Genomic DNA, 18,422 nt, shown 5'->3' with positions numbered 1-18,422 from the left:
CTTGTGCGCATGTCCCCCGATTCCATGGCCCCTGCCTCCGTGCGGTCCGCCGCCGAGGTGAACGAGCAGATCCGGGCGCTCTGGCTGCGCGCGGGCGGCACCCTCTCGGCCCAGGAGCGCGCGGAGTACGAGCTGTTGGTGGTCGAATGGGCGGCCGCGATCCGCGGTGCCGTCGTCGAGGCCGCCTGAACACCCCGCTCTCCGCCGCGAGTCGAGTGCATCGCGCCGACGCCGCGCCGGTCCCGGTCCGGGGCGCCCATCGGGCGGCATGCCCGCAGCCGCCGGACCGGACGACCAAACGCAAGCGGCCTTCTACGACGGGGCGACGTCACCCGAGTGTGCCTCGTCGAGCCCCAACTCCTCTGCCGAGTCGCTGAGTTGCTCGCGCACATAGTTCCAGGCCACCGCAATCATTGCGGCGACGGGAACGGCGAGCAGACTGCCCACGATGCCGGCCAGACTGCCGCCCAGCGTCACCGCCAGAAGGATCACCGCTGCGTGGAGGCCGAGCCCACGACTTTGGATCATGGGCTGGAACACGTTGCCCTCGAGTTGCTGCACCACGACGATGATGGCGAGCACGAGCAGCGCGTCCGTCAGGCCGTTCGAGACCAGCGCGATGAGAACCGCGACGAAGCCGGCGAACAGGGCGCCCACGATCGGCACGAACGCCGAGACAAAGGTCAGCACCGCCAGCGGAAGCACCAGCGGTACCCCCACGATCCACAGACCGAGGCCGATCAGGACGGCGTCGAGCAGACCCACGGCCGCCTGGGAACGCACGAACGCGCCAAGGGTGTCCCAACTGCGAGCGGCCACGGTCGGGACGTCGATGGCGAGCCGGCCGGGCAGCTGACGAGCGAGCCACGGCAGGAACCGCGGTCCGTCCTTGAGGAAGAAGAACATCAGGAAGAGCGCCAGAACGGCAGTGACCACACCGTTGACCACGGTACTCACTCCCGTGACAACAGCGGTGACCATGCTGCCGAGGCCGTCCTGAGCCCGGGCGGCCGCGGTGTCGAAGGCCTTGGTGATCTGGTCGTCGCCGATGTTCAACGGCGGCCCCGAGGCCCACTCGCGCAGCCTCTGGACGCCTTCGACCACGCCGTCGGTCAGCTCGCCCGACTGTGACGCCACCGGCACCGCGATCAGCGCCACCACCCCCAGGGCGACCAGGAGGAACAGTACGGTCACCACCGACGCGGCCAGAGCGGGGCGCCACCCGCGACGAAGCAGGAACCGTGTCAGGGGCCAGGTCAGCGTGGTGAGGAGCAGGCCGACTATGAGCGGCCAGACGACCGACCACATCCGACCCAGGAGCCAGAGAAACACCGCGAGCATCACGAGTACCAGCAGCAACTCAACCGAGATCCGCGCCGATGTGCGGAGCGCGGCGCGGGCTCTCCTGGAACTCAACGTGTCAGACATGGGGTCACTCTATTGGCGCTCACGTCACACTTCGCCATCAGCACTGGTCACAGACGTGCTGTCCACACAACTTCCCCGCTTCGTTGCTCACGTCGGTACGGCCCGGCCGGGGCGACGCCCGTGGTCGCGGCACACGACGTGGGCCGAAACACCCCGTACGGCAGGAGAGTTGTGTTCGGTACGCTGCCCGATCTGACGTTCCGGTACTTGGGCGCGCGAGGGTGCCGAGGTGAGGTCGTGGCATGAGGGCGATCGTCGTGGGGGCGGGCATCGGGGGGCTGGCGTCGACGCTGAGCCTGCGCCGCGCCGGTCATGAGGTCACGCTGGTCGAGCAGACGCCGCGGTTCACCGAGGTCGGTGCCGGGATCCAGCTCGCGCCCAACGCCACACGCGTGTTGCGCGGACTGGGCCTGCTCGACGCGGTCGCCGCGCGGGCCACCCGCCCCTCCCACGTGAGCTTCCGCACCTGGTCCGACGGCGCCGAGATCTGCCGCTACGCGCTGGGACGCGCGGCCGAGGACGAGTTCGGTGCGCCCTATCTGCTGCTCCACCGGGCCGATCTGCACCAGGCCCTGGCCGCGGGGGTGCCGCCCCGGTCGGTGCGTCTGAACACCGTGGTCGTGGGAATCGACCAGGACGACGAGTCCGCCTACGTGACCACGGCAAGCGGCGAGCGCCTGGGGGCGGACGTGGTCGTGGCCGCCGACGGGATACGGTCCGCGGCCCGGCAGTGGCTCTTCGGCGCGGACGAGACGGTCTTCTCGAAAACCGCTGCCTACCGGGCACTGCTCCCGGCCGAGGAGGTGGCCGATCTGAACCTGCCGGACCTCGCCGTCTGGCTCGGTCCGGGTCGGCACTTCGTCCACTACCGGGTGCGCCGTGGGGAACTGCTCAACGTCGTGGCCGTGTTCGGGGCGGAGGCGGCGCAGGAGTCGTGGACCGCTCGGGCGGAGCCGGGAGAGCAACTGCGCGAGTTCGGCGGGTGGGACTCCCGGGTGCTCGACGTCCTTGAACGCGCGGGACAGGTGTACCGCTACGGCATCTACACACGTGATCCGCTCGCGCGGTGGAACATCGGGCGGGTGACCCTGCTGGGCGACAGCGCCCACGCGATGGTGCCGTTCCAGGCCCAGGGCGCGGCGCAGGCGATTCTGGACGCGGCCGTTCTCGGCGACGCCCTCGCGGGTGCGACACCGGCCGAAGTACCCGACGCGCTCGACCGGTACGTGCGCCGGCGACTGGCCGACGCCACGAGCATGCAGGCCGATTCCGCGCGGGCGGGCGAGGACTTCCACCTCCCGGACGGCCCGGCGGCCCAGGCACGGAACGCGGGCATGGCGGCATACGCGGCCCAGCACCGGTTCATGCCTCAAGCGACCGTGTGGGCGGCCGACGTCCTCGACGAACAGGCGCCATGACCAGTGGCCGCGGGGTCGGCGGACGGCCGAACTCCGCGCGGTACGGCCGGTGGACGGTGCCCGTCGACTCCGAATCCCCCGGCACAGCCGCCGAATATCACCGCGTCCCCCTTGGCGGCGCCCCCGCCATGCCCAACACTGAGCCGATGACGCAGCGTGTGGAGCTCGCGACCGTATTGGACCGCCTGGCCGTCGACGAATTGATCACCGACTACGCGGCGGCGGTGGACGACGGCGACTGGGAGGCGTACCGAGGGCTGTTCACACCGGACGGGCGCGCGGACTACCGCTCGGCCGGCGGCATCGAGGGAGACCCCGAGAAGGTCGCCGCATGGCTCGCGGAGAGCATGCGGCTGTTCGCGATGCGGCAGCATCTGATCGTCAACCGCAGGGTCCGCTTCGGCCTCCTGGAGCAGGACACCGGAGACACCGCCCGGCTCCAGGCCGACTACGTCAATCCGATGCGCCTCGCCGCAGCCAGCGCCGACGGCGGCCCGGCCGTCCCCGACTTCGTGTGCGGCGGCCGGTACGACTTCGGGCTGCTGCGCACGTACGACGGCTGGCGGCTGCGCGAGGTGCTCGTCCAGGAGAAGTGGCGGCGCCTGCCAGACCCGCACCCGGCACCTGTGATCAACTGAGCCGACGCCCACTGTCCCGGAGTCGTCCGCGGCACGCACACTGGAGAGACCCACGGGGTAGGAGGTGCCGTATGAAGTCGTTCGGCCACTGGCTCACCTCCCCGTGGCGGCGCTCGGCCGTCGCCGCGGCCGCGGGCGCCCTCCCCGTGCTCTCCTTCCCCGCCCCGTCCCTGTGGTGGTGGGCGTACATCGCCCTCGTCCCCTGGATCGTGCTGATCCGCTCGGCGCCGACCGGGAAACGGGCGGCGTACGACGGCTGGTGCGGCGGGTTCGGCTTCATGCTGGCGATGCACCACTGGCTGCTGCCGAGCCTGCACGTGTTCACGTTCGTCATCGCGGCGCTGCTGGGAGCCCTGTGGGCCCCGTGGGGTGGGCTGGTGCGCCGCTGCCTCGCCGGAAAGCCCTCCCGCGCCGGGATCTCGGCCGCCCTGCTCGTCCTGCCGCCGGGCTGGCTGGCCGTCGAGCTCGTCCGCTCCTGGCAGGGGCTGGGCGGCCCCTGGGGGGTGCTCGGCGCGAGCCAGTGGCAGGTGGAACCGGCGCTGCGGCTGGCCTCGGTGGGAGGCGTGTGGCTGCTGAGCTTCCTGGTGGTGGCCGTCAATGTCGCCGTCGCCGTGCTGGTCGCGGTCCGTGAGTCCCGGGTGCCGGCCGTGGCCGGGCTCGTCGCCACGGCGGCGGCCACCTCGGCGGCCTGGGTGTGGTCGCCTCGCCCGGGGGTCGACGAGCGGGTCAGGATCGCGGTCGTCCAGCCGGGGGTCGTCGAGGGCGCCGACAGGCGCTTCGCACGGGAGGAACAGCTCACGCGCGAGCTCGTGGGACAGGACGTCGACCTGATCGTCTGGGGCGAGAGCAGCGTCGGCCACGACCTCGGCGACCGGCCCGGCCTCGCGGCGAGGATCGCCGGGCTGTCGCGCGACACCGGTGCGGACATCCTGGTCAACGTGGACGCCCGGCGCTCCGACAAGCCCGGCATCTACAAGAGTTCGATCCTGGTCGGACCCGACGGCCGCACCGGCGACCGCTACGACAAGATGCGGCTCGTGCCCTTCGGCGAGTACATCCCGGCCCGTTCGCTGCTCGGCTGGGCGACCTCCGTCGGCAAGGCGGCGGGCGAGGACCGCAGGCAGGGTTCCGGGCAGGTGGTGATGAACGCCGGGAACGGGCTGCGCATCGGCCCCATGGTGTGCTTCGAGACCGCCTTCCCCGACATGACCCGCCATCTCACCGAGGACGGCGCCGACATACTCGTCGGCCAGTCCTCGACCTCGACGTTCCAGCACAGCTGGGCCCCCGAACAGCACGCCTCGCTGGCCGCACTGCGAGCCGCCGAGACGGGCCGCCCGATGGTCCACGCGACGCTGACGGGCGTGTCCGCCGTCTACGGCGCGAGCGGGCAGCGCATCGGACCGTGGCTCGGCACGAGCGCGAGCACGAGCGAGGTGTACGAGGTGCCGCTGGCCGACGGTGTCACACCGTACGTCCGCTTCGGCGACTGGGCGGTGCAGGCGGCGCTGTTGATTCTCGCGGCGTGGGGCCTCACCGAGGGGGTACGGACGCTGCGGATCAGGCGGCCTTCTCCTGAACCGCACGTACCACCCGCTCGCACAGTTCGTGAGTCGCCAGCGCGTCCCGGGCGCTGAGCACCTTGCCCGCGCGCACGGCGTCGAGGAAGGCGCCCGCCACCTGTTCGATGCCGCGCTGCCGGGCCACCGGCACCCAGTCACCGCGCCGCCGCACGGTCGGCTGGCCCTTGTGGTCGATCACCTCCGCGAGGTTGACCACCTGACGCTTGGTGTCCTGCCCGGACACCTCCAGGATCTCCTCCGCCGATCCGCTCAGCCGGTTCATCACGCCGAGCGCGGTGAAACCGTCCCCGGCGAGCTGGAGCACGACGTGGTGCAACAGGCCGCTCTCCACGCGGGCGCGCACGGTCACGTCGTCCACCGGGCCGGGCACGAGGAAGCGCAGGGTGTCCACGACGTGGATGAAGTCGTCGAGGATCATCGCCCGCGGCTCCTCCGGGAGCCCGATCCGGTTCTTCTGCATCAGGATCAGCTCGCGCGGGTGATCGGCGCACTGCGCGTACCCGGGGGCGTAGCGCCGGTTGAAGCCGACGGCCAGGCTCACGCTCCGCCGCTCGGCGAGCTCCACCAGCCGTGCGGAGTCGGCGAGTTCGTACGCCAGCGGCTTGTCGACGTACGTGGGTACGCCCGCCTCCAGGAGCCGCGTCACGATCTCGGGGTGCACGGCGGTCGGCGCGTGCACGAAGGCGGCGTCGAGGTCCTGGCCGAGGAGGGAGTCCAGGTCGGTGTGGCGCTGTCCGTCGGGAAGGTGGAGGCCGTCGGCGACCCTGGCGAGCGTCGCCGGGGTGCGGGTCTGGAGGTGCAGCTCGACCCCGGGGCGGACGCCGAGCACCGGCAGATACGCCTTCTGCGCGATGTCACCGAGTCCGATGCAGCCGACCTTCACGGGGTCTCCTTCAGCGGTTGTTGCCTGCCGGGGCCATGCCGGAAGCATACGGCCGCCGTGGGCGCCGTCGGTCGGCGAAGCCGTGGAAAACGCATGGTGGGGCCGGGCACGGTGGGCGACGATGCGGGCATGACGACGCAGCGCAGTGAACCCGCCCTGAACGCCGGCGAACGCACCATGCTGGAGGGCTGGCTGGACTACCACCGGCAGACCCTGGCGTGGAAGTGCGAGGGCCTGACCGACGCCCAGCTCAGGACCGCCTCGGTGGAGCCGTCCGAGCTGTCCCTGATGGGCCTGGTGCGCCACATGGCGGAGGTGGAGCGGAGCTGGTTCCGCAAGGTGCTGGCGGCCGACGACCCGGGGCCCATCTACTACACCGAGGAGGACCGGGACGGCGAGTTCCATCTCACCGAGGCGGACACCTGGGCGGAGGCGTACGGCACCTGGCAGGCCGAGATCGAGATCGCCCGGCGCAATGCCGGCGAGTTCGGCCTGGACGAACTCTCCCGCGGCAGGAGCCGGTTCACCGACGAGCCGTTCAACCTGCGCTGGATCTACACGCACATGATCGAGGAGTACGCCCGCCACAACGGCCACGCCGATCTGATCCGCGAGCGCATCGACGGCGCGACGGGAGACTGAGGCCGGCCGCGGGGACCGGCGCCGGTCAGCCGCTGCCGCCCCGGCCCCTCGTACGGGGCCGGAGATCACCCGTGCGGGGCATCCTGCGCCTGTCCGCTGTCCAAAGGCCCTCCGACCCAGCAGAGTTGCGCGGGTGCACCGAACGACGACCACCGCAACGCTCCTGGTCACCGTGGCTGTCTCGGCCCTCTCCGGCTGTGTGACGGTCCAGCGCCCGCCCGTGACCGGCCCGTCGGCGGCACCGGCCCAGCCGTCGGCTCCCCGGCCGGACGGGGAGACCGAGCCGCAGATCGTGCAGGCGCCGGCCCGCGAGGCCCTGGAGATGATCGAGCCGTCCCGTCGGCCGGACCCGTCATCGTCGGCGTCGCGCGCTGCCGCTCCCGCGGCCCCGCCGCAGGCACAGGAGCCGCCTGGGCGCTCCCACCCGGCACACCCTGCGCATCCCGAACCCCGCCGTCCCCAGGTCGGGCGCCCCGGGAAACCGCCCGTCGAGATCCCCGACGTGGCCAAGCCGATCCCCAAGGACGCGAAGGACGTCTGCGCACTCGGCAAGCAGTACGGCGGCTGGCGGGCGGACAGCCCGGAGTCGGTGATCTGCGAGCAGACGTACCGGCGTTGAGCCGACAGCCGCGCTCCGACCGGTGCCGGGGCGGCCCGCACGCTCACTCGCGGGAGGCGCCCCCTTCGCCGAGCCGCAGCGCCAGCCGGCTGATCGCCCCCCGCACCCCGTCCCCGTAGCCGTCGTCGCCCAGGGCGTCGGACGCTCCCCGCGCCCGGCGCAGATGGGTGCGGGCGGCCTCCGTGCGGCCGAGCTTCACATAGTCGGCGGCCAGGTTCAGATGCAGCGACGGGTACAGCGCCCGCACGGCGAGCGCTCCCTCGTGCTCACGGAGCCGGTCCTCGGTCAGCTCCTCCGCGGCCGTCAGGGCTCTCAGGTCCCAGGCGAGTTCGTCGAACGGGTCGTCCTGGGTGTCGGCCATGTAGTGGGCCAGCGTGCAGCGGTGCAACGGGTCGCCGTCCTCACCGATCTCCGCCCACAGGCCCAGGAACCGCTGCCGGGCCTCCTCGCGGTCCCCCGCGTGATGCAGCATCACGACCTGCCCGATCCGCGTCATCACGGCATCCGCGCTCGCCTGCTCCTGCTGCTCCGCCACCGTGTCCTCCGCACCCTCGCCGACTGTCCCTGCCGACGCTAACCGCCGCCACCGACAATCCCGGTCAGGCGGCACCGGGCCGGTTCGGCGGGGAACCGGCCCGGCGGGGGGTCAGCCCAGGTTCGGGATGGTCCAGTCGACGGGCTCGTGCCCCTGGCGGGCGACCGCCTCGTTGATCTGCGTGAACGGGCGGGAGCCGAAGAACTTCTTGGCGGACAGCGGGGAAGGGTGGGCGCCCTTGATCACCACGTGGCGGGTCTCGTCGATCAGGGGGAGCTTCTTCTGTGCGTAGTTGCCCCACAGCACGAAGACCGCCGGGTCGGGCCGGTCGGCCACCGCGCGGATCACCGCGTCGGTGAACTTCTCCCAACCCCGGCCCTTGTGCGAGTTGGCCTCGCCGCCCCGGACCGTGAGGACCGCATTGAGCAGCAGGACGCCCTGCCGGGCCCACGGCATCAGATAGCCGTTGTCCGGGACCTCCAGCCCGAGCTCCTCCTTCATCTCCTTGTAGATGTTGCGCAGCGAAGGCGGGGTCTTCACCCCGGGACGGACCGAGAAGCACAGGCCGTGGCCCTGGCCCTCGCCGTGGTACGGATCCTGGCCGAGGACGAGGACCTTCACCCGCTCGTACGGTGTCGCGTCCAGCGCGGCGAAGACCTCCTCGCGCGGAGGATGGACGGGACCCTTCACCCGCTCCTCCTCGACGAACTCCGTCAGTTCCTTGAAGTAGGGCTGCTGCAGTTCGTCGCCCAGGACCCCGCGCCAGGACTCGGGCAGCATGGCGATGTCGGTCACGTCAACTTCCTTACGGTGTGCGGTCACTGTGGTGCGGCCGCACCGGTGTGCGGTGCGCGGTCGCCTCCAGGTCTCAGAACCTACAGGCGGCCACTGACAGCCGGCCCCGCGGACCGCGCAACCGGCCCCCTACCAGCTGGCCTTCCAGTACAGCTCCCACATGTCCATCATCGTCGCCGGGTCGATGACCTTCTCCAGACCGGCGATCTCCTCGTTCGCGGCCACGTACTGCTTGCCCTGCCACAGGGGCAGCAGCCGCACGTCGTCCACGAAGATCTGCTGGGCCTCCTTGACCTGCTCGGCCACGGCCCCACGGTCACTCTCCGCGCGCGACTCCGGCAGCAGCTTGTTGGTGATCTCCGGCGCTTCGTACGGGGTACCGAGCGCGTTCTGCTCACCCACGAAGGGCGCGATGAAGTTGTCGGCGTCGTTGAAGTCGGGGAACCAGCCGCGCCCGAACACCGGGTACTCGCCCTTCTGGTACCCCTCCACGTAGCTCTTCCAGGGGCGGCTCTTGAGGGTGACCTTGAACAGGTCGGAGGCCTCCAGCTGTCGCTTCAGCTCCTCGAAGGCGGGCTTGGTCGTCGAGCCGTAGCGGTCGCTCGTGTACCAGAGCGTCAGCGGGACGCGATCGGTGATGCCCGCTTCCTTGAGGATCTGCTCGGCCTTGGGCACGCTGGGGGCCCCGAAGTCGTCGAAGAAGCCCGTGGTGTGGCCCACCAGCCCCCTGGGGACCATGGAGTACAGCGGCTCGACGGTGTCCTTGTAGACGTTGTGCGCGAGCGCCGGGCGGTCGATGACCTGGGCGACCGCCTTGCGGACCGCGGGCTTAGCGGCCCACGGGTCGCTGGGGTTGAAAACCAGGTAACTGATCTCGGTGGTGGGGTTCTCGACGAGCTGGAGCCCCTCCGCCTTCTGGTTGGTCTGGAGGTCCACGGTGTCCGAGGCGCCGAGACCGCGATAGATGACCGCGATCTCCTTGTCCTTGAGGGCCTTGACCATCTCGTCCGACTTCTGGAAGTAGCGGATGGTGACGGCGCTGTTCTTGCGGTCCGCTATGCCCTTGTAGTTGTCGTTGCGGACGAGCTCGGCCTTCTTGCCCTCCTCGAAGGAAGCAAGGCTGTAGGGCCCCGAGCCGCTGATCTTTCCGTCCTTGCGGAGCGCGTCCGCGGGGTACTCCTCGGGATCCACGATCGACATGGCGGGCGTGGTCAGCACCAGGGGGAAGGTGGCGTCGGGCTGGCTGAGGTGGAAGACGACCTCACGGTCACTCTTCACCTGCACCCGGGAGAGAGTTCCCAGCAGACCCGCGGGACCGCCGTTGACGTTGATCTTCTTGATCCGGTCGATCGAGTACTTGACGGCCTTGGCGTCCAGGGCGTGCCCGTCGGAGAACTTCAGGCCCTTGCGCAGCTTGCAGCTGTACACGGTGCTCGACCCGTCCGTGAAACCACAGCTCTCGGCGGCGTCGGGCTCGGGCTCGGCCCCACCGGGAGAGTAGTTCAGGAGTGTTTGGTACACATTGCGGAACAGTTCCCAGGAGTTGTCCCAGGAAGCCGCGGGATCCAGCGTGGCCGGAGCACTGGTGGTTCCCACCACGACCGGCGCCTCGTCTCCGGAGGCGTCCGAGGAGAACACACCACATCCGGCCACCATGGATATGGACGCCAGGGCCGCGAGCGGCGGCAGGTATCGGTTCCGGATGAACACGCGCTTGCTCCTCGAAATGCCGTACCAAATGTCGGCAGACCATACCGCAGCGCTCCGCCGACTGAACCTCCCGGGGAATCGCTCTCTTGATCGATTCGCTTATGACGACGTTGTCATGGCTCTGTGAGGGTTCTGTATGTCGGCACGGGCGCCGTTTCCGTCAACGGGCGCCCGTGCCGAGATCACCTGGACGTCAGCCCACGCCGGCGTTCAAGAAGATGCCGCCGTCGACGACGAGCGTCTGGCCGGTGATCCAGTCGGACTGTTCCGACGTGAGGAACGCGGCGGCGCCGCCGATGTCGGAAGGCACGCCGAGGCGGGCCAGCGGGTAGGCCGCGGCGGCCTCCGCTTCGCGGCCCTCGTACAGGGCCTGCGCGAACTTGGTCTTCACGACGGCCGGAGCGATCGCGTTGACCCGCACCTTGGGCGCGTACTCGTGCGCCAGCTGGAGGGTCAGGTTGATCATCGCGGCCTTGCTGATGCCGTAGGCGCCGATGAAGGGCGAGGCGGAGACGCCCGCGACGGAGGCGATGTTGACGATCGCGCCGCCGTTGTCCTTCTGCCAGGCGTGCCAGGTCTTCTGCGCGAAGCCGAGGGCCGAGACCACGTTGGTCTCGAACACCTTGCGGGCGACGTCCAGGTCGAGGTCGGCGATCGGCCCGAACACCGGGTTGGTACCGGCGTTGTTGACCAGGTAGTCGACGCGGCCGAAGGCCTCCATCGTGCGCTCGACGGCGACGGCCTGGTGGGCCTCGTCGTGGGCCTTGCCCGCGACGCCGATGACCCGGTCGGCGCCGAGCTGCTCGACGGCCTCCTTGAGGGCGTCCTCGTTGCGCCCGGTGATGCAGACGCGGTCGCCGCGCGCGATGAGCGCCTCGGCGACGCCGTAACCGATGCCGCGGCTGGCGCCCGTGACGAGCGCGACCTTGCCGGAGAGTTCCGAAGTCATGTTCCTGATCCCCTAGTCGAGCGGTCCGCCGGCGACGTACAGCACCTGGCCGGAGACGAAGCCTGCGGCCTCGTTCGTGAAGAAGGCGATGGCGTTGGCGATGTCGTCGGGCTCGCCGACGCGGGCCACGGGGATCTGGGTGGCGGCCGCGGCCTTGAACTCCTCGAAGCCCATGCCGACCCGGGCGGCCGTCGCGGCGGTCATGTCGGTGGCGATGAAGCCGGGGGCGACGGCGTTGGCGGTGATGCCGAACTTGCCGAGCTCGATGGCGAGGGTCTTGGTGAAGCCCTGCAGACCGGCCTTGGCGGCGGAGTAGTTGGCCTGGCCGCGGTTGCCGAGCGCGGAGGACGAGGAGAGGTTGACGACCCGGCCGAAGCCTGCGTCCACCATGTGCTTCTGGACGGCCTTGGTCATCAGGAACGAGCCGCGCAGGTGCACGTTCAGGACGGTGTCCCAGTCGGAGACGCTCATCTTGAACAGCAGGTTGTCGCGGAGCACGCCCGCGTTGTTGACGAGGATCGTCGGGGCGCCGAGCTCCGCGACGACGCGCGCGACGGCCGCCTCGACCTGGGCCTCGTCGGAGACGTCCGCGCCGACCGCGATCGCCTTGCCGCCGGCCGCGGTGATCTTCTCCACGGTGTCCTTGCAGGCGGCCTCGTCCAGGTCGATCACGGCGACCGCGCGACCCTCGGCGGCCAGTCGTACGGCGGTGGCGGCGCCGATGCCGCGCGCTCCGCCGGTGACCACGGCGACCCGCTGCTCAGTGGTGGACATTGCTGGTTCTCCTCGCCCTCGAGAAGGACGCCCATCTGGTGAGCGACCGCTTAGTACCTTCAGCAGACGTGACGCTAGAAGCCCTGGCACCCGGTGTCAACGTCATACGAGCCGGGTGTGATCCATTACCTCACCAGGAGATTCAGCAACCGCTCCGGCTCGGCCGCCGGATCGGCGGTGAGCCCGGTGTGCACCGGACCGGGCTGGACGACCGTCGAGCGCGGCGCGATCAGCCAGCGAAAGCGCCGTCCGGCGTCGTCGCGGGCGGCCTGACCTGCCGCTTCGCCGCCCGTGCAGACACCCTCGACGGCCCGGAGGGCGGCCCGCACGCCGGCCACGTCCGCGTCCGGGTCGAGGACCAGCAGCTTCGCCTCGTCGAGGTGGGTGCGCACGCCGACGTACGACTTGGCACGGCAGTACACGAGCACCCCGGCGTTGATGCACTCGCCGCGCTCGATCCGGGGTACGACCCGCAGCAGCGCGTACTCGAAGACGTCCCGCTCGCTCACTTGTCCCCCTGGATGCGCTCGTGGACGGTGGCCGCGCGCGCGAGAAGGGGCCGCGCGTAGGCCTGGCGGAGGTCGTCGGGCGTGTCGAAGCCTGGCTCGTCGGTCAGCCAGACGTCCGGGATCTCGGCGGTGACCTCGGCGAGGAGTTCCTCGGTGACCAGCGGTGCCAGTTGCGCGGCCGCCTCGGCGACATCCGGGGCGAAGGGCTTCAGGGCGTGGTCCGAGATGTCGTAGGGCCGCGCGGCGGACGCCTCGGCGCCGGGCCAGTTGTGGTGCCAGATCATGGTCGCGCCGTGGTCGATGAGCCACAACTCACCGTGCCACATCAGCAGGTTGGGGTTGCGCCAGGAGCGGTCGACGTTGTTGACCAGTGCGTCGAACCAGACGATCCGGCCGGCCTCCTCGGGGCTCACCGTGAAAGCGAGGGGGTCGAAGCCGAGGGCGCCGGAGAGGAAGTCCATCCCGAGGTTGCACCCTCCGCTGGATCTGAGGAGTTGTTGCACCTCCTGATCGGGCTCGGCGAGTCCCAGTACCGGGTCGAGCCCGATCGTCACGAGGCGCGGCACCCGGAAGCCGAGCCGCCGGGCGAGTTCCCCGCACACGACCTCGGCGACCAGTGTCTTGCGGCCCTGCCCGGCGCCGGTGAACTTCATGACGTAGGTCCCGCGGTCGTCGGCCTCGACGAGCCCCGGCAGCGAGCCGCCCTCACGCAGGGGCGTGATGTAGCGGGTCGCGATGACTTCCTTGAGCATCGCCCCAGATTAGATCTCCGCGACCCCTGAACGGCGCCTGCCCCCGGACCGTACCTCTGTGCAGATCACGAGGCATCCGTGGAAGGGACGTCAGGATGACCAGCGAACCGCTTCCGCCCGTTGGGGCACCCTCCCGTCGAACCGTCGTGGCGGCGGTCGGCGCGGCAGGGATCTCCGTCGCGCTGAGCTCGTGCGGGTCGGACGACGAGTCCGAGTCGTCGTCGGGCACCGTCCTCGGGAAGACGTCGGACATTCCGGAGGGTGGGGGCAAGATCTACAAGGAGCAGGGCGTGGTGGTCACCCAGCCGTCGGCGGGCACCTTCAAGGCGTTCTCGTCCAAGTGCACCCATCAGGGCTGCGCGGTGACGGGCATCGCCAACGGTGTCATCACCTGTCCGTGCCACAAGAGCGAGTTCTCCGTCAACGACGGCAGTGTGCAGAAGGGGCCGGCGACCCAGGCGCTGCCCGCCGAGAAGATCACCGTGAGCGGGGACTCCATCGAACTCGCGTGAGCCGTCAGGCGCGTCCGGTACGGCGTGGCCGCTTCATGCAGGACAGCACCTCGTCGGTGGTCGCGAGCGTGGCAACCAGGGCGAGCGTGTGGCGGATCATCGCGGGGGTGTAGTCGGAGGGCACCCCCGCGATGGCATCCGTCGGCACGACGGCGGTGTAGCCGCGGTTCACGGCGTCGAAGACGGTGTTGGGGATGGCCACGTTGGCCGAGACCCCGGTCACGATCAGCGTGCGGCAGCCCAGGTTGCGCAGCAGGGCGTCGACCTCGGTGCCCTGGATCGGCGACAGCCCGTGCAGCCGTCGTACGACGAAGTCCTCCTCGGCGACCTCGATCGGCGCCGCCGGGCGCACCGCGGTGGTGCCGGACAGCTGCTGGACGGGCAGCCGTTCGGCGGCGCGGAACAGGCGGGCGTTGCGGCCGGCGCCGCGGCCGTCGGGGCGGCGCTCGGCGATCGCGTGGATCACCTGGACGCCGCCCTCGTGCGCGGCGGCGACCAGCCGGGCGACGTTGGCGAGGGCGCCCGACGAGCGTGCCTCGTCGGCCAGTTCGGGCAGGGCGCCGTCGGGGCCGACCACGCCCTGCTGGCACTCGACGGTGAGCAGGACGGTGGTCGCGGGGTCGAGGAGCTCGCGGAGCCGGTCGTACGACGGCATGAATCCCCCTTGTCACCGACGGTGTCGGGCGGGTGAGACTAGCCACCATTGCGCGGGGACGGAAGACGTCTCATCCTTTTCTGACGTGATGTCAGAGGATCTCCTCTGACACGACGTGGGAGAAAGAGGGGGCCGCATGACCGTCACTCAGCGCCGGGGCCGGAAGATCATGATGACACCGGGTGAGCTGGACGAGTTCCTCACCAGCCAGCGCACCTGCCGGGTCGCCACCGTGTCCGCGGACGGCGCCCCGCACGTGAGCACGCTCTGGTTCGCCTGGGACGGCACGTCGATGTGGCTCTACTCGGTGGTGCGCAGCAAGCGGTGGACCGATCTGCGGCGCGATCCGCGGGTCGCGATCGTGGTGGACACGGGCGAGGAGTACGACGAACTGCGCGGCGTCGAGCTGTCCGGCACCGTGGAGTTCGTGGGCGAGGCTCCCCGCACCGGGGAGCTGCGCGCGGAACTCGACCTGCCCGAGACCCTGTTCGCCCGCAAGAACTTCCGGCTGGACGAGATGCCGCACGACGGCCGGCACGCGTGGATCCGGCTGACCCCGGAGAAGATCGTCTCCTGGGACTTCCGCAAGCTGGGGTAGCTGTGGTCAGTCCAGCTTCTCGCCCGCCGACTTGAGTGCCTTCACCGCCGCCCGGATCGACGGGCGGCGGTCGGCGTCCGCGCGCCAGACGACGTACACATGCCGGCGCACCCGCTGCTTCAGCGGGACGGTGACGACTTCCGAGGGCATCGGGTGCCGTCCCAGCAAGGGGGCGACGCACACCCCCAACCCGGCCGCGACCAGACCGAGTTGGGTGTGCGTCTCGGCGGCGCGGTGGCCGACGATCGGCTCGATGCCCTTGGAGCGCAGCGTGAACATGAGCCACTCGTGGCAGAACTCGCCCTCGCCCCAGGTGATCCACTCGTCCTCGGCGAACTCGGCGAGGTCCACCTCGTCGCGGTCCGCGAGCCGGTGGCCGGCCGGCAGCGCCACGTCGGCGGGGTCGTCCAGGATATGCGCCTTGACCAGGCCGTCGGGCAGCGGCATCGGCTTGTTGTACCAGTCGAGGACGACCGCGAGGTCGAGGTCGCCGCGGATCACCCCGGCGATGCCGCTCTCGGGTTCCAGCTCGCAGGAGCGGATCCGCAGCGCCGGGTGCTGTGTGCGCAGGGCGGCGAGCGCGGTGGGGAACAGGCCGCGCGCGGCCGTCGGGAACGCCGAGAGTCTGAGCTCGCCGACGACCTGTCCGCGCTGCGCCTCCAGGTCGGACTGGGCGAGTTCGACCTGCGACAGGATGCGCGCCGCGTGCTCGGCGAGCAGTCGGCCCGCGTCCGTGAGCCGCACCCCCCGCCCGTTCTTGGCGAGGAGCTGCTGGCCGACCTCCCGCTCCAGCTTGGACATCTGCTGCGAGACGGCCGACGTCGTGACGTGCAGACCCTCGGCCGCGCCGCTGACCGAGCCGTGCCGGGCGAGGGCGTCGAGGGTGCGCAGGCGCTCCAGGTTCAACATATAAGCAATACTACGAGATACCGCATTCGAAATCTCGATTGTGCTACGAGGTTGTGCGAGCCATGGTTGTCCCCATGAGCACCGTCACAGCCGCCCGCACCGCGGTCCCGACCGACTCCCGACCCCGCCCCGCCCTCGACTGGCGCCTGCGCTTCGGCGCCCTCTCACTGATCTGGGGCTTCAGCTTCCTGCTCATCAAGGTGGGCACCGAGGGCTACGCCCCCTTCCAGGTCACGCTCGGCCGCCTGGCCTTCGGCACGGCGGTGCTCGCCGCCGCGATGGCCGTGCGCCGGGAACGGCTCCCGCGCGGCACGCGCACCTGGGCGCATCTCACGGTCGCCGCGTTCTTCCTGAACGCGCTGCCGTTCTCGCTCTTCGCCTACTCCGAGCTGACGATCCCGTCCACGCTCGCCGGCATCTGCAACGCGACCTCGCCGCTGTGGGGCATGGCCCTGTCCCTGGTCGCCCTCTCCGAGGACCGGCCGACCCGGGTCAGGGTCGCGGGCCTCGGCCTGGGCTTCCTCGGTGTCCTGACGGTCCTCGGAGCCTGGCAGGGCTTCCACGGCCTGGACGCCACGGGCACGGCGATGGCCCTGCTGGCGTCGCTCAGCTACCCGATCGGCTGGATATACGTGCGTCGCACCCTGGCCGGCTCCAGCCACTCGAACCTGTCACTGACCGGGGCCCAGTTGCTGCTGGCCACGCTCCAACTGGCAGTGGTCACCCCGCTGTTCACCAGCCTCCCGGGCCACTTCGCGATCACTCCCCTGCTGGCGATCGCCGCCCTGGGCGCCCTCGGCACGGGCCTTGCGGTCCTCCTCCAGTACGGCCTGGTCGCCGAGGTCGGTCCGACGACGGCCCAGATGGTCACCTACTTCATCCCGGTCATCGCCACGGCCGCCGGCGTCGCGATCCTCGGCGAGTCGCTGCGCTGGTCCACGCCGGTCGGGGCGGCGATCGTGCTGGCGGGGGCGGCGCTGACGCAGGTCAGGCCGAAGCCCAAGCTCTAGCCGTGGCTATGGCCCCGGCCCCGGCTCTGGCCCTGGCCCCGGCTCTAGCCCTAGCTCTGGCTCTGGCCCCGGCTCTGGCCCCGGCTCTGGCCCTGGCTCTGGCCCTGGCCCTAGCTCTGGCCAGGGCCCCTGGCCAGAGCGCCCTAGACGTAACTTCGGACCGGGGCCGGACCGATGGCGGAGGCGACCGCGTCCGCCAGCGGTCCGGTCTCCTCGGCGTCGAGCGTCGAGACGGTGATGCGGATGCCGGGCGGTGCGCTCAACCGGAAGCGGGCGCCGGGTGCGACGGCCCAGCCGGAGTGCAGCAGGCGGGCGACGGCACCGGTCTCGTCGGGCACCGGGATCCACACGTTCAGGCCGGAGTGCCCGTGGGCCTCGACGCCGCGGGCCGCGAGCGCGTCGATCAGCAGGTCGCGGCGTGCCCGGTACGCCGTCGCCACCGCCGGTGTGTCCAGCGCGCCGTCGGCCCACAGCCGCAGTACGGCCCCCTGGGTGATCCGGCTGACCCAGCCGGGCCCGAGCCGCTGCCGCCCGCGCACCCGGTCGACGGTGACGGCGTCCCCGGTGAGCACGGCGAGCCGCAGATCGGGGCCGTACGCCTTGGCGACCGAGCGCACGAAGGCCCAGCCGCGGGTCACGCCCGCGAGAGGATGCAGGGGCAGGTCGACGATTCCGTGGCCGTGGTCGTCCTCGATCAGCAGGGTCTCCGGATGCGCCCGGAGGACGGAGCGCAGGGCACGCGCGCGCGTGGCGCTCACCACGGCACCCGTCGGGTTCTGCGCCCGGTCGGTGACGATCAGGGCGCGCGCGCCGGCCGCCAGGGCACCGCGCACGTCGTCCGGGAGCGGCCCCTCGTCGTCGACACCCACGGGCGCGATGCGCAGCCCGAGCGCCGGCACGAGGTCGAGCAGGCTGCCCCACCCCGGATCCTCCACGGCGACGGTGTCCCCCGGCTTGAGGTGGACGGCGAGGACCCGCTCGATGGCGTCCAGCGATCCGGACGCGACGGCGAGGGGCCCGTCCGGCACTCCGTCGGCGTCCAGTGCGGCCCGCGCGAGTCGCGCCAACTCCGGCTCGACGGGAGCCTCTCCGTACATGACCGGCTGTCTGTCGCTCTGCTCGGCGGCCGCCGCGAAGGCCTGCGCCAGGGAGGGCAGCAGCGCCGGGTCCGGGTTGCCGTTCGACACGTCCCGCACTCCCTCGGGCACCTCCACGCGGATGTGCTCGCGCCCGGTGGTGGCCGGCTTGGGCCGCACCCTGCTGCCCCGACGCCCGGCGGTCTCGATGACCCCGCGCTCGCGCAGGGTGCGGTAGGCGGCCGCGACGGTATTGGGATTCACGCCCAGTTCGAGGGCCAACTCCCGCATCGGAGGCAGCAGTTGGCCGGGCGCCAGCTCACCGGTGCCCACCGCCTGCTCGACGCTCGCCGAAATCTCCACTGCGCGCCGACCGCTGATCGGGTAATCTCCTAGCACAAAGCCAATTATGCACTAGTGCAATGGA

The 18,422-nt window shown here is 70.9% G+C and carries 21 protein-coding genes; 9 read left to right on the top strand and 12 right to left on the bottom strand.

What is annotated here, in order from left to right; translation table 11 throughout:
* Positions 1–9 precede the first annotated feature (9 nt).
* Positions 10–189, top strand: coding sequence for a hypothetical protein (locus ADK57_RS31970; protein ID WP_053753120.1), 180 nt, complete (start codon positions 10–12; stop codon positions 187–189).
* Positions 190–312: 123 nt separating this feature from the next.
* Here the strand turns inward: ADK57_RS31970 and ADK57_RS31965 are convergent, their stop codons facing one another.
* The gene (locus tag ADK57_RS31965) at positions 313–1,428 is read right to left on the bottom strand and encodes an AI-2E family transporter (RefSeq protein ID WP_053753119.1); all 1,116 of its coding nucleotides are present in this window, start codon (positions 1,426–1,428) and stop codon (positions 313–315) included.
* Between the two features lie 242 nt (positions 1,429–1,670).
* Here ADK57_RS31965 and ADK57_RS31960 point away from each other — a divergent pair, with 242 nt between their 5' ends.
* From ADK57_RS31960 to lnt, 3 genes are all read left to right on the top strand, one after another.
* Positions 1,671–2,846, top strand: a complete 1,176-nt coding sequence (locus tag ADK57_RS31960) for an FAD-dependent monooxygenase (RefSeq protein WP_053753118.1) — start codon at positions 1,671–1,673, stop codon at positions 2,844–2,846.
* Between the two features lie 146 nt (positions 2,847–2,992).
* Complete coding sequence (locus tag ADK57_RS31955; RefSeq protein WP_053753154.1) at positions 2,993–3,484, top strand: nuclear transport factor 2 family protein; 492 nt, start codon at positions 2,993–2,995, stop codon at positions 3,482–3,484.
* 71 nt (positions 3,485–3,555) lie between these two features.
* Positions 3,556–5,121 (top strand): apolipoprotein N-acyltransferase, encoded by a 1,566-nt coding sequence (gene lnt / locus ADK57_RS31950; RefSeq protein ID WP_053753117.1) that lies wholly within the window; start codon positions 3,556–3,558, stop codon positions 5,119–5,121.
* Here the strand turns inward: lnt and ADK57_RS31945 are convergent.
* Positions 5,045–5,950 carry a Gfo/Idh/MocA family protein gene (locus ADK57_RS31945; RefSeq protein ID WP_053753116.1) on the bottom strand — a complete coding sequence of 302 codons (906 nt, stop codon included), beginning with the start codon at positions 5,948–5,950 and terminating at the stop codon, positions 5,045–5,047. The genes lnt and ADK57_RS31945 overlap by 77 nt on opposite strands.
* A 129-nt stretch (positions 5,951–6,079) precedes the next feature.
* On the opposite strand from ADK57_RS31945, the gene ADK57_RS31940 reads away from it, so the two are divergent.
* Both ADK57_RS31940 and ADK57_RS31935 read left to right on the top strand, forming a co-directional pair.
* Positions 6,080–6,592 (top strand): DinB family protein, encoded by a 513-nt coding sequence (locus ADK57_RS31940; RefSeq protein WP_053753153.1) that lies wholly within the window; start codon positions 6,080–6,082, stop codon positions 6,590–6,592.
* 133 nt (positions 6,593–6,725) lie between these two features.
* On the top strand, positions 6,726–7,211 hold the full coding sequence (locus ADK57_RS31935) for a hypothetical protein (protein ID WP_053753115.1): 486 nt from the start codon (positions 6,726–6,728) through the stop codon (positions 7,209–7,211).
* A 43-nt stretch (positions 7,212–7,254) separates the two neighbouring features.
* Here the strand turns inward: ADK57_RS31935 and ADK57_RS31930 are convergent, their stop codons facing one another.
* The 7 genes from ADK57_RS31930 to ADK57_RS31900 all read right to left on the bottom strand — a co-directional run bounded on the left by ADK57_RS31930 (position 7,255) and on the right by ADK57_RS31900 (position 13,235).
* Entirely contained in the window at positions 7,255–7,746 is a 492-nt protein-coding gene (locus tag ADK57_RS31930; protein WP_053753114.1) for a tetratricopeptide repeat protein, read from the bottom strand.
* A gap of 111 nt (positions 7,747–7,857) precedes the next feature.
* A complete protein-coding gene (locus ADK57_RS31925; protein WP_053753113.1) occupies positions 7,858–8,541 on the bottom strand; it encodes a uracil-DNA glycosylase in 684 nt (227 codons plus the stop codon).
* 129 nt (positions 8,542–8,670) lie between these two features.
* Complete coding sequence (locus ADK57_RS31920) at positions 8,671–10,251, bottom strand: ABC transporter substrate-binding protein (protein ID WP_053753112.1); 1,581 nt, start codon at positions 10,249–10,251, stop codon at positions 8,671–8,673.
* Positions 10,252–10,444: 193 nt separating this feature from the next.
* Positions 10,445–11,200: an SDR family oxidoreductase gene (locus tag ADK57_RS31915; protein ID WP_053753111.1), complete on the bottom strand. Its 756-nt coding sequence runs from the start codon at positions 11,198–11,200 to the stop codon at positions 10,445–10,447.
* 12 nt (positions 11,201–11,212) lie between these two features.
* A complete protein-coding gene (fabG, locus tag ADK57_RS31910) occupies positions 11,213–11,974 on the bottom strand; it encodes a 3-oxoacyl-ACP reductase FabG (protein WP_030041431.1) in 762 nt (253 codons plus the stop codon).
* A 125-nt stretch (positions 11,975–12,099) separates the two neighbouring features.
* Positions 12,100–12,483, bottom strand: coding sequence for a DUF3037 domain-containing protein (locus ADK57_RS31905; RefSeq protein ID WP_053753110.1), 384 nt, complete (start codon positions 12,481–12,483; stop codon positions 12,100–12,102).
* Positions 12,480–13,235 (bottom strand): HipA family kinase, encoded by a 756-nt coding sequence (locus ADK57_RS31900; protein ID WP_053753109.1) that lies wholly within the window; start codon positions 13,233–13,235, stop codon positions 12,480–12,482. Before ADK57_RS31900 ends, ADK57_RS31905 begins: the two co-directional genes overlap by 4 nt.
* 95 nt (positions 13,236–13,330) lie before the next feature.
* Between ADK57_RS31900 and ADK57_RS31895 the strand changes: the two genes are divergently transcribed.
* Positions 13,331–13,747, top strand: a complete 417-nt coding sequence (locus ADK57_RS31895) for a Rieske (2Fe-2S) protein (RefSeq protein ID WP_053753108.1) — start codon at positions 13,331–13,333, stop codon at positions 13,745–13,747.
* Between the two features lie 4 nt (positions 13,748–13,751).
* On the opposite strand, the gene ADK57_RS31890 is transcribed toward ADK57_RS31895, so the two are convergent.
* Complete coding sequence (locus ADK57_RS31890; RefSeq protein WP_053753107.1) at positions 13,752–14,402, bottom strand: cysteine hydrolase; 651 nt, start codon at positions 14,400–14,402, stop codon at positions 13,752–13,754.
* Between the two features lie 136 nt (positions 14,403–14,538).
* On the opposite strand from ADK57_RS31890, the gene ADK57_RS31885 reads away from it, so the two are divergent.
* On the top strand, positions 14,539–15,000 hold the full coding sequence (locus ADK57_RS31885) for a pyridoxamine 5'-phosphate oxidase family protein (protein WP_053753106.1): 462 nt from the start codon (positions 14,539–14,541) through the stop codon (positions 14,998–15,000).
* Between the two features lie 6 nt (positions 15,001–15,006).
* Here the strand turns inward: ADK57_RS31885 and ADK57_RS31880 are convergent, their stop codons facing one another.
* Positions 15,007–15,909, bottom strand: coding sequence for a LysR family transcriptional regulator (locus ADK57_RS31880; protein ID WP_053753105.1), 903 nt, complete (start codon positions 15,907–15,909; stop codon positions 15,007–15,009).
* A 74-nt stretch (positions 15,910–15,983) separates the two neighbouring features.
* Here ADK57_RS31880 and ADK57_RS31875 point away from each other — a divergent pair, with 74 nt between their 5' ends.
* Positions 15,984–16,919, top strand: coding sequence for a DMT family transporter (locus ADK57_RS31875; RefSeq protein ID WP_234390473.1), 936 nt, complete (start codon positions 15,984–15,986; stop codon positions 16,917–16,919).
* Positions 16,920–17,062: 143 nt separating this feature from the next.
* On the opposite strand, the gene ADK57_RS31870 is transcribed toward ADK57_RS31875, so the two are convergent.
* On the bottom strand, positions 17,063–18,394 hold the full coding sequence (locus ADK57_RS31870; RefSeq protein ID WP_053753103.1) for an aminotransferase class I/II-fold pyridoxal phosphate-dependent enzyme: 1,332 nt from the start codon (positions 18,392–18,394) through the stop codon (positions 17,063–17,065).
* Positions 18,395–18,422: the final 28 nt, after the last annotated feature.

The organism is Streptomyces sp. MMG1533, assembly GCF_001279775.1.
Lineage (GTDB): Bacteria > Actinomycetota > Actinomycetes > Streptomycetales > Streptomycetaceae > Streptomyces.
The sequence above is the reverse complement of the archived record's forward strand: the minus strand, read 5'-3'. Positions and strand labels throughout refer to the sequence as shown.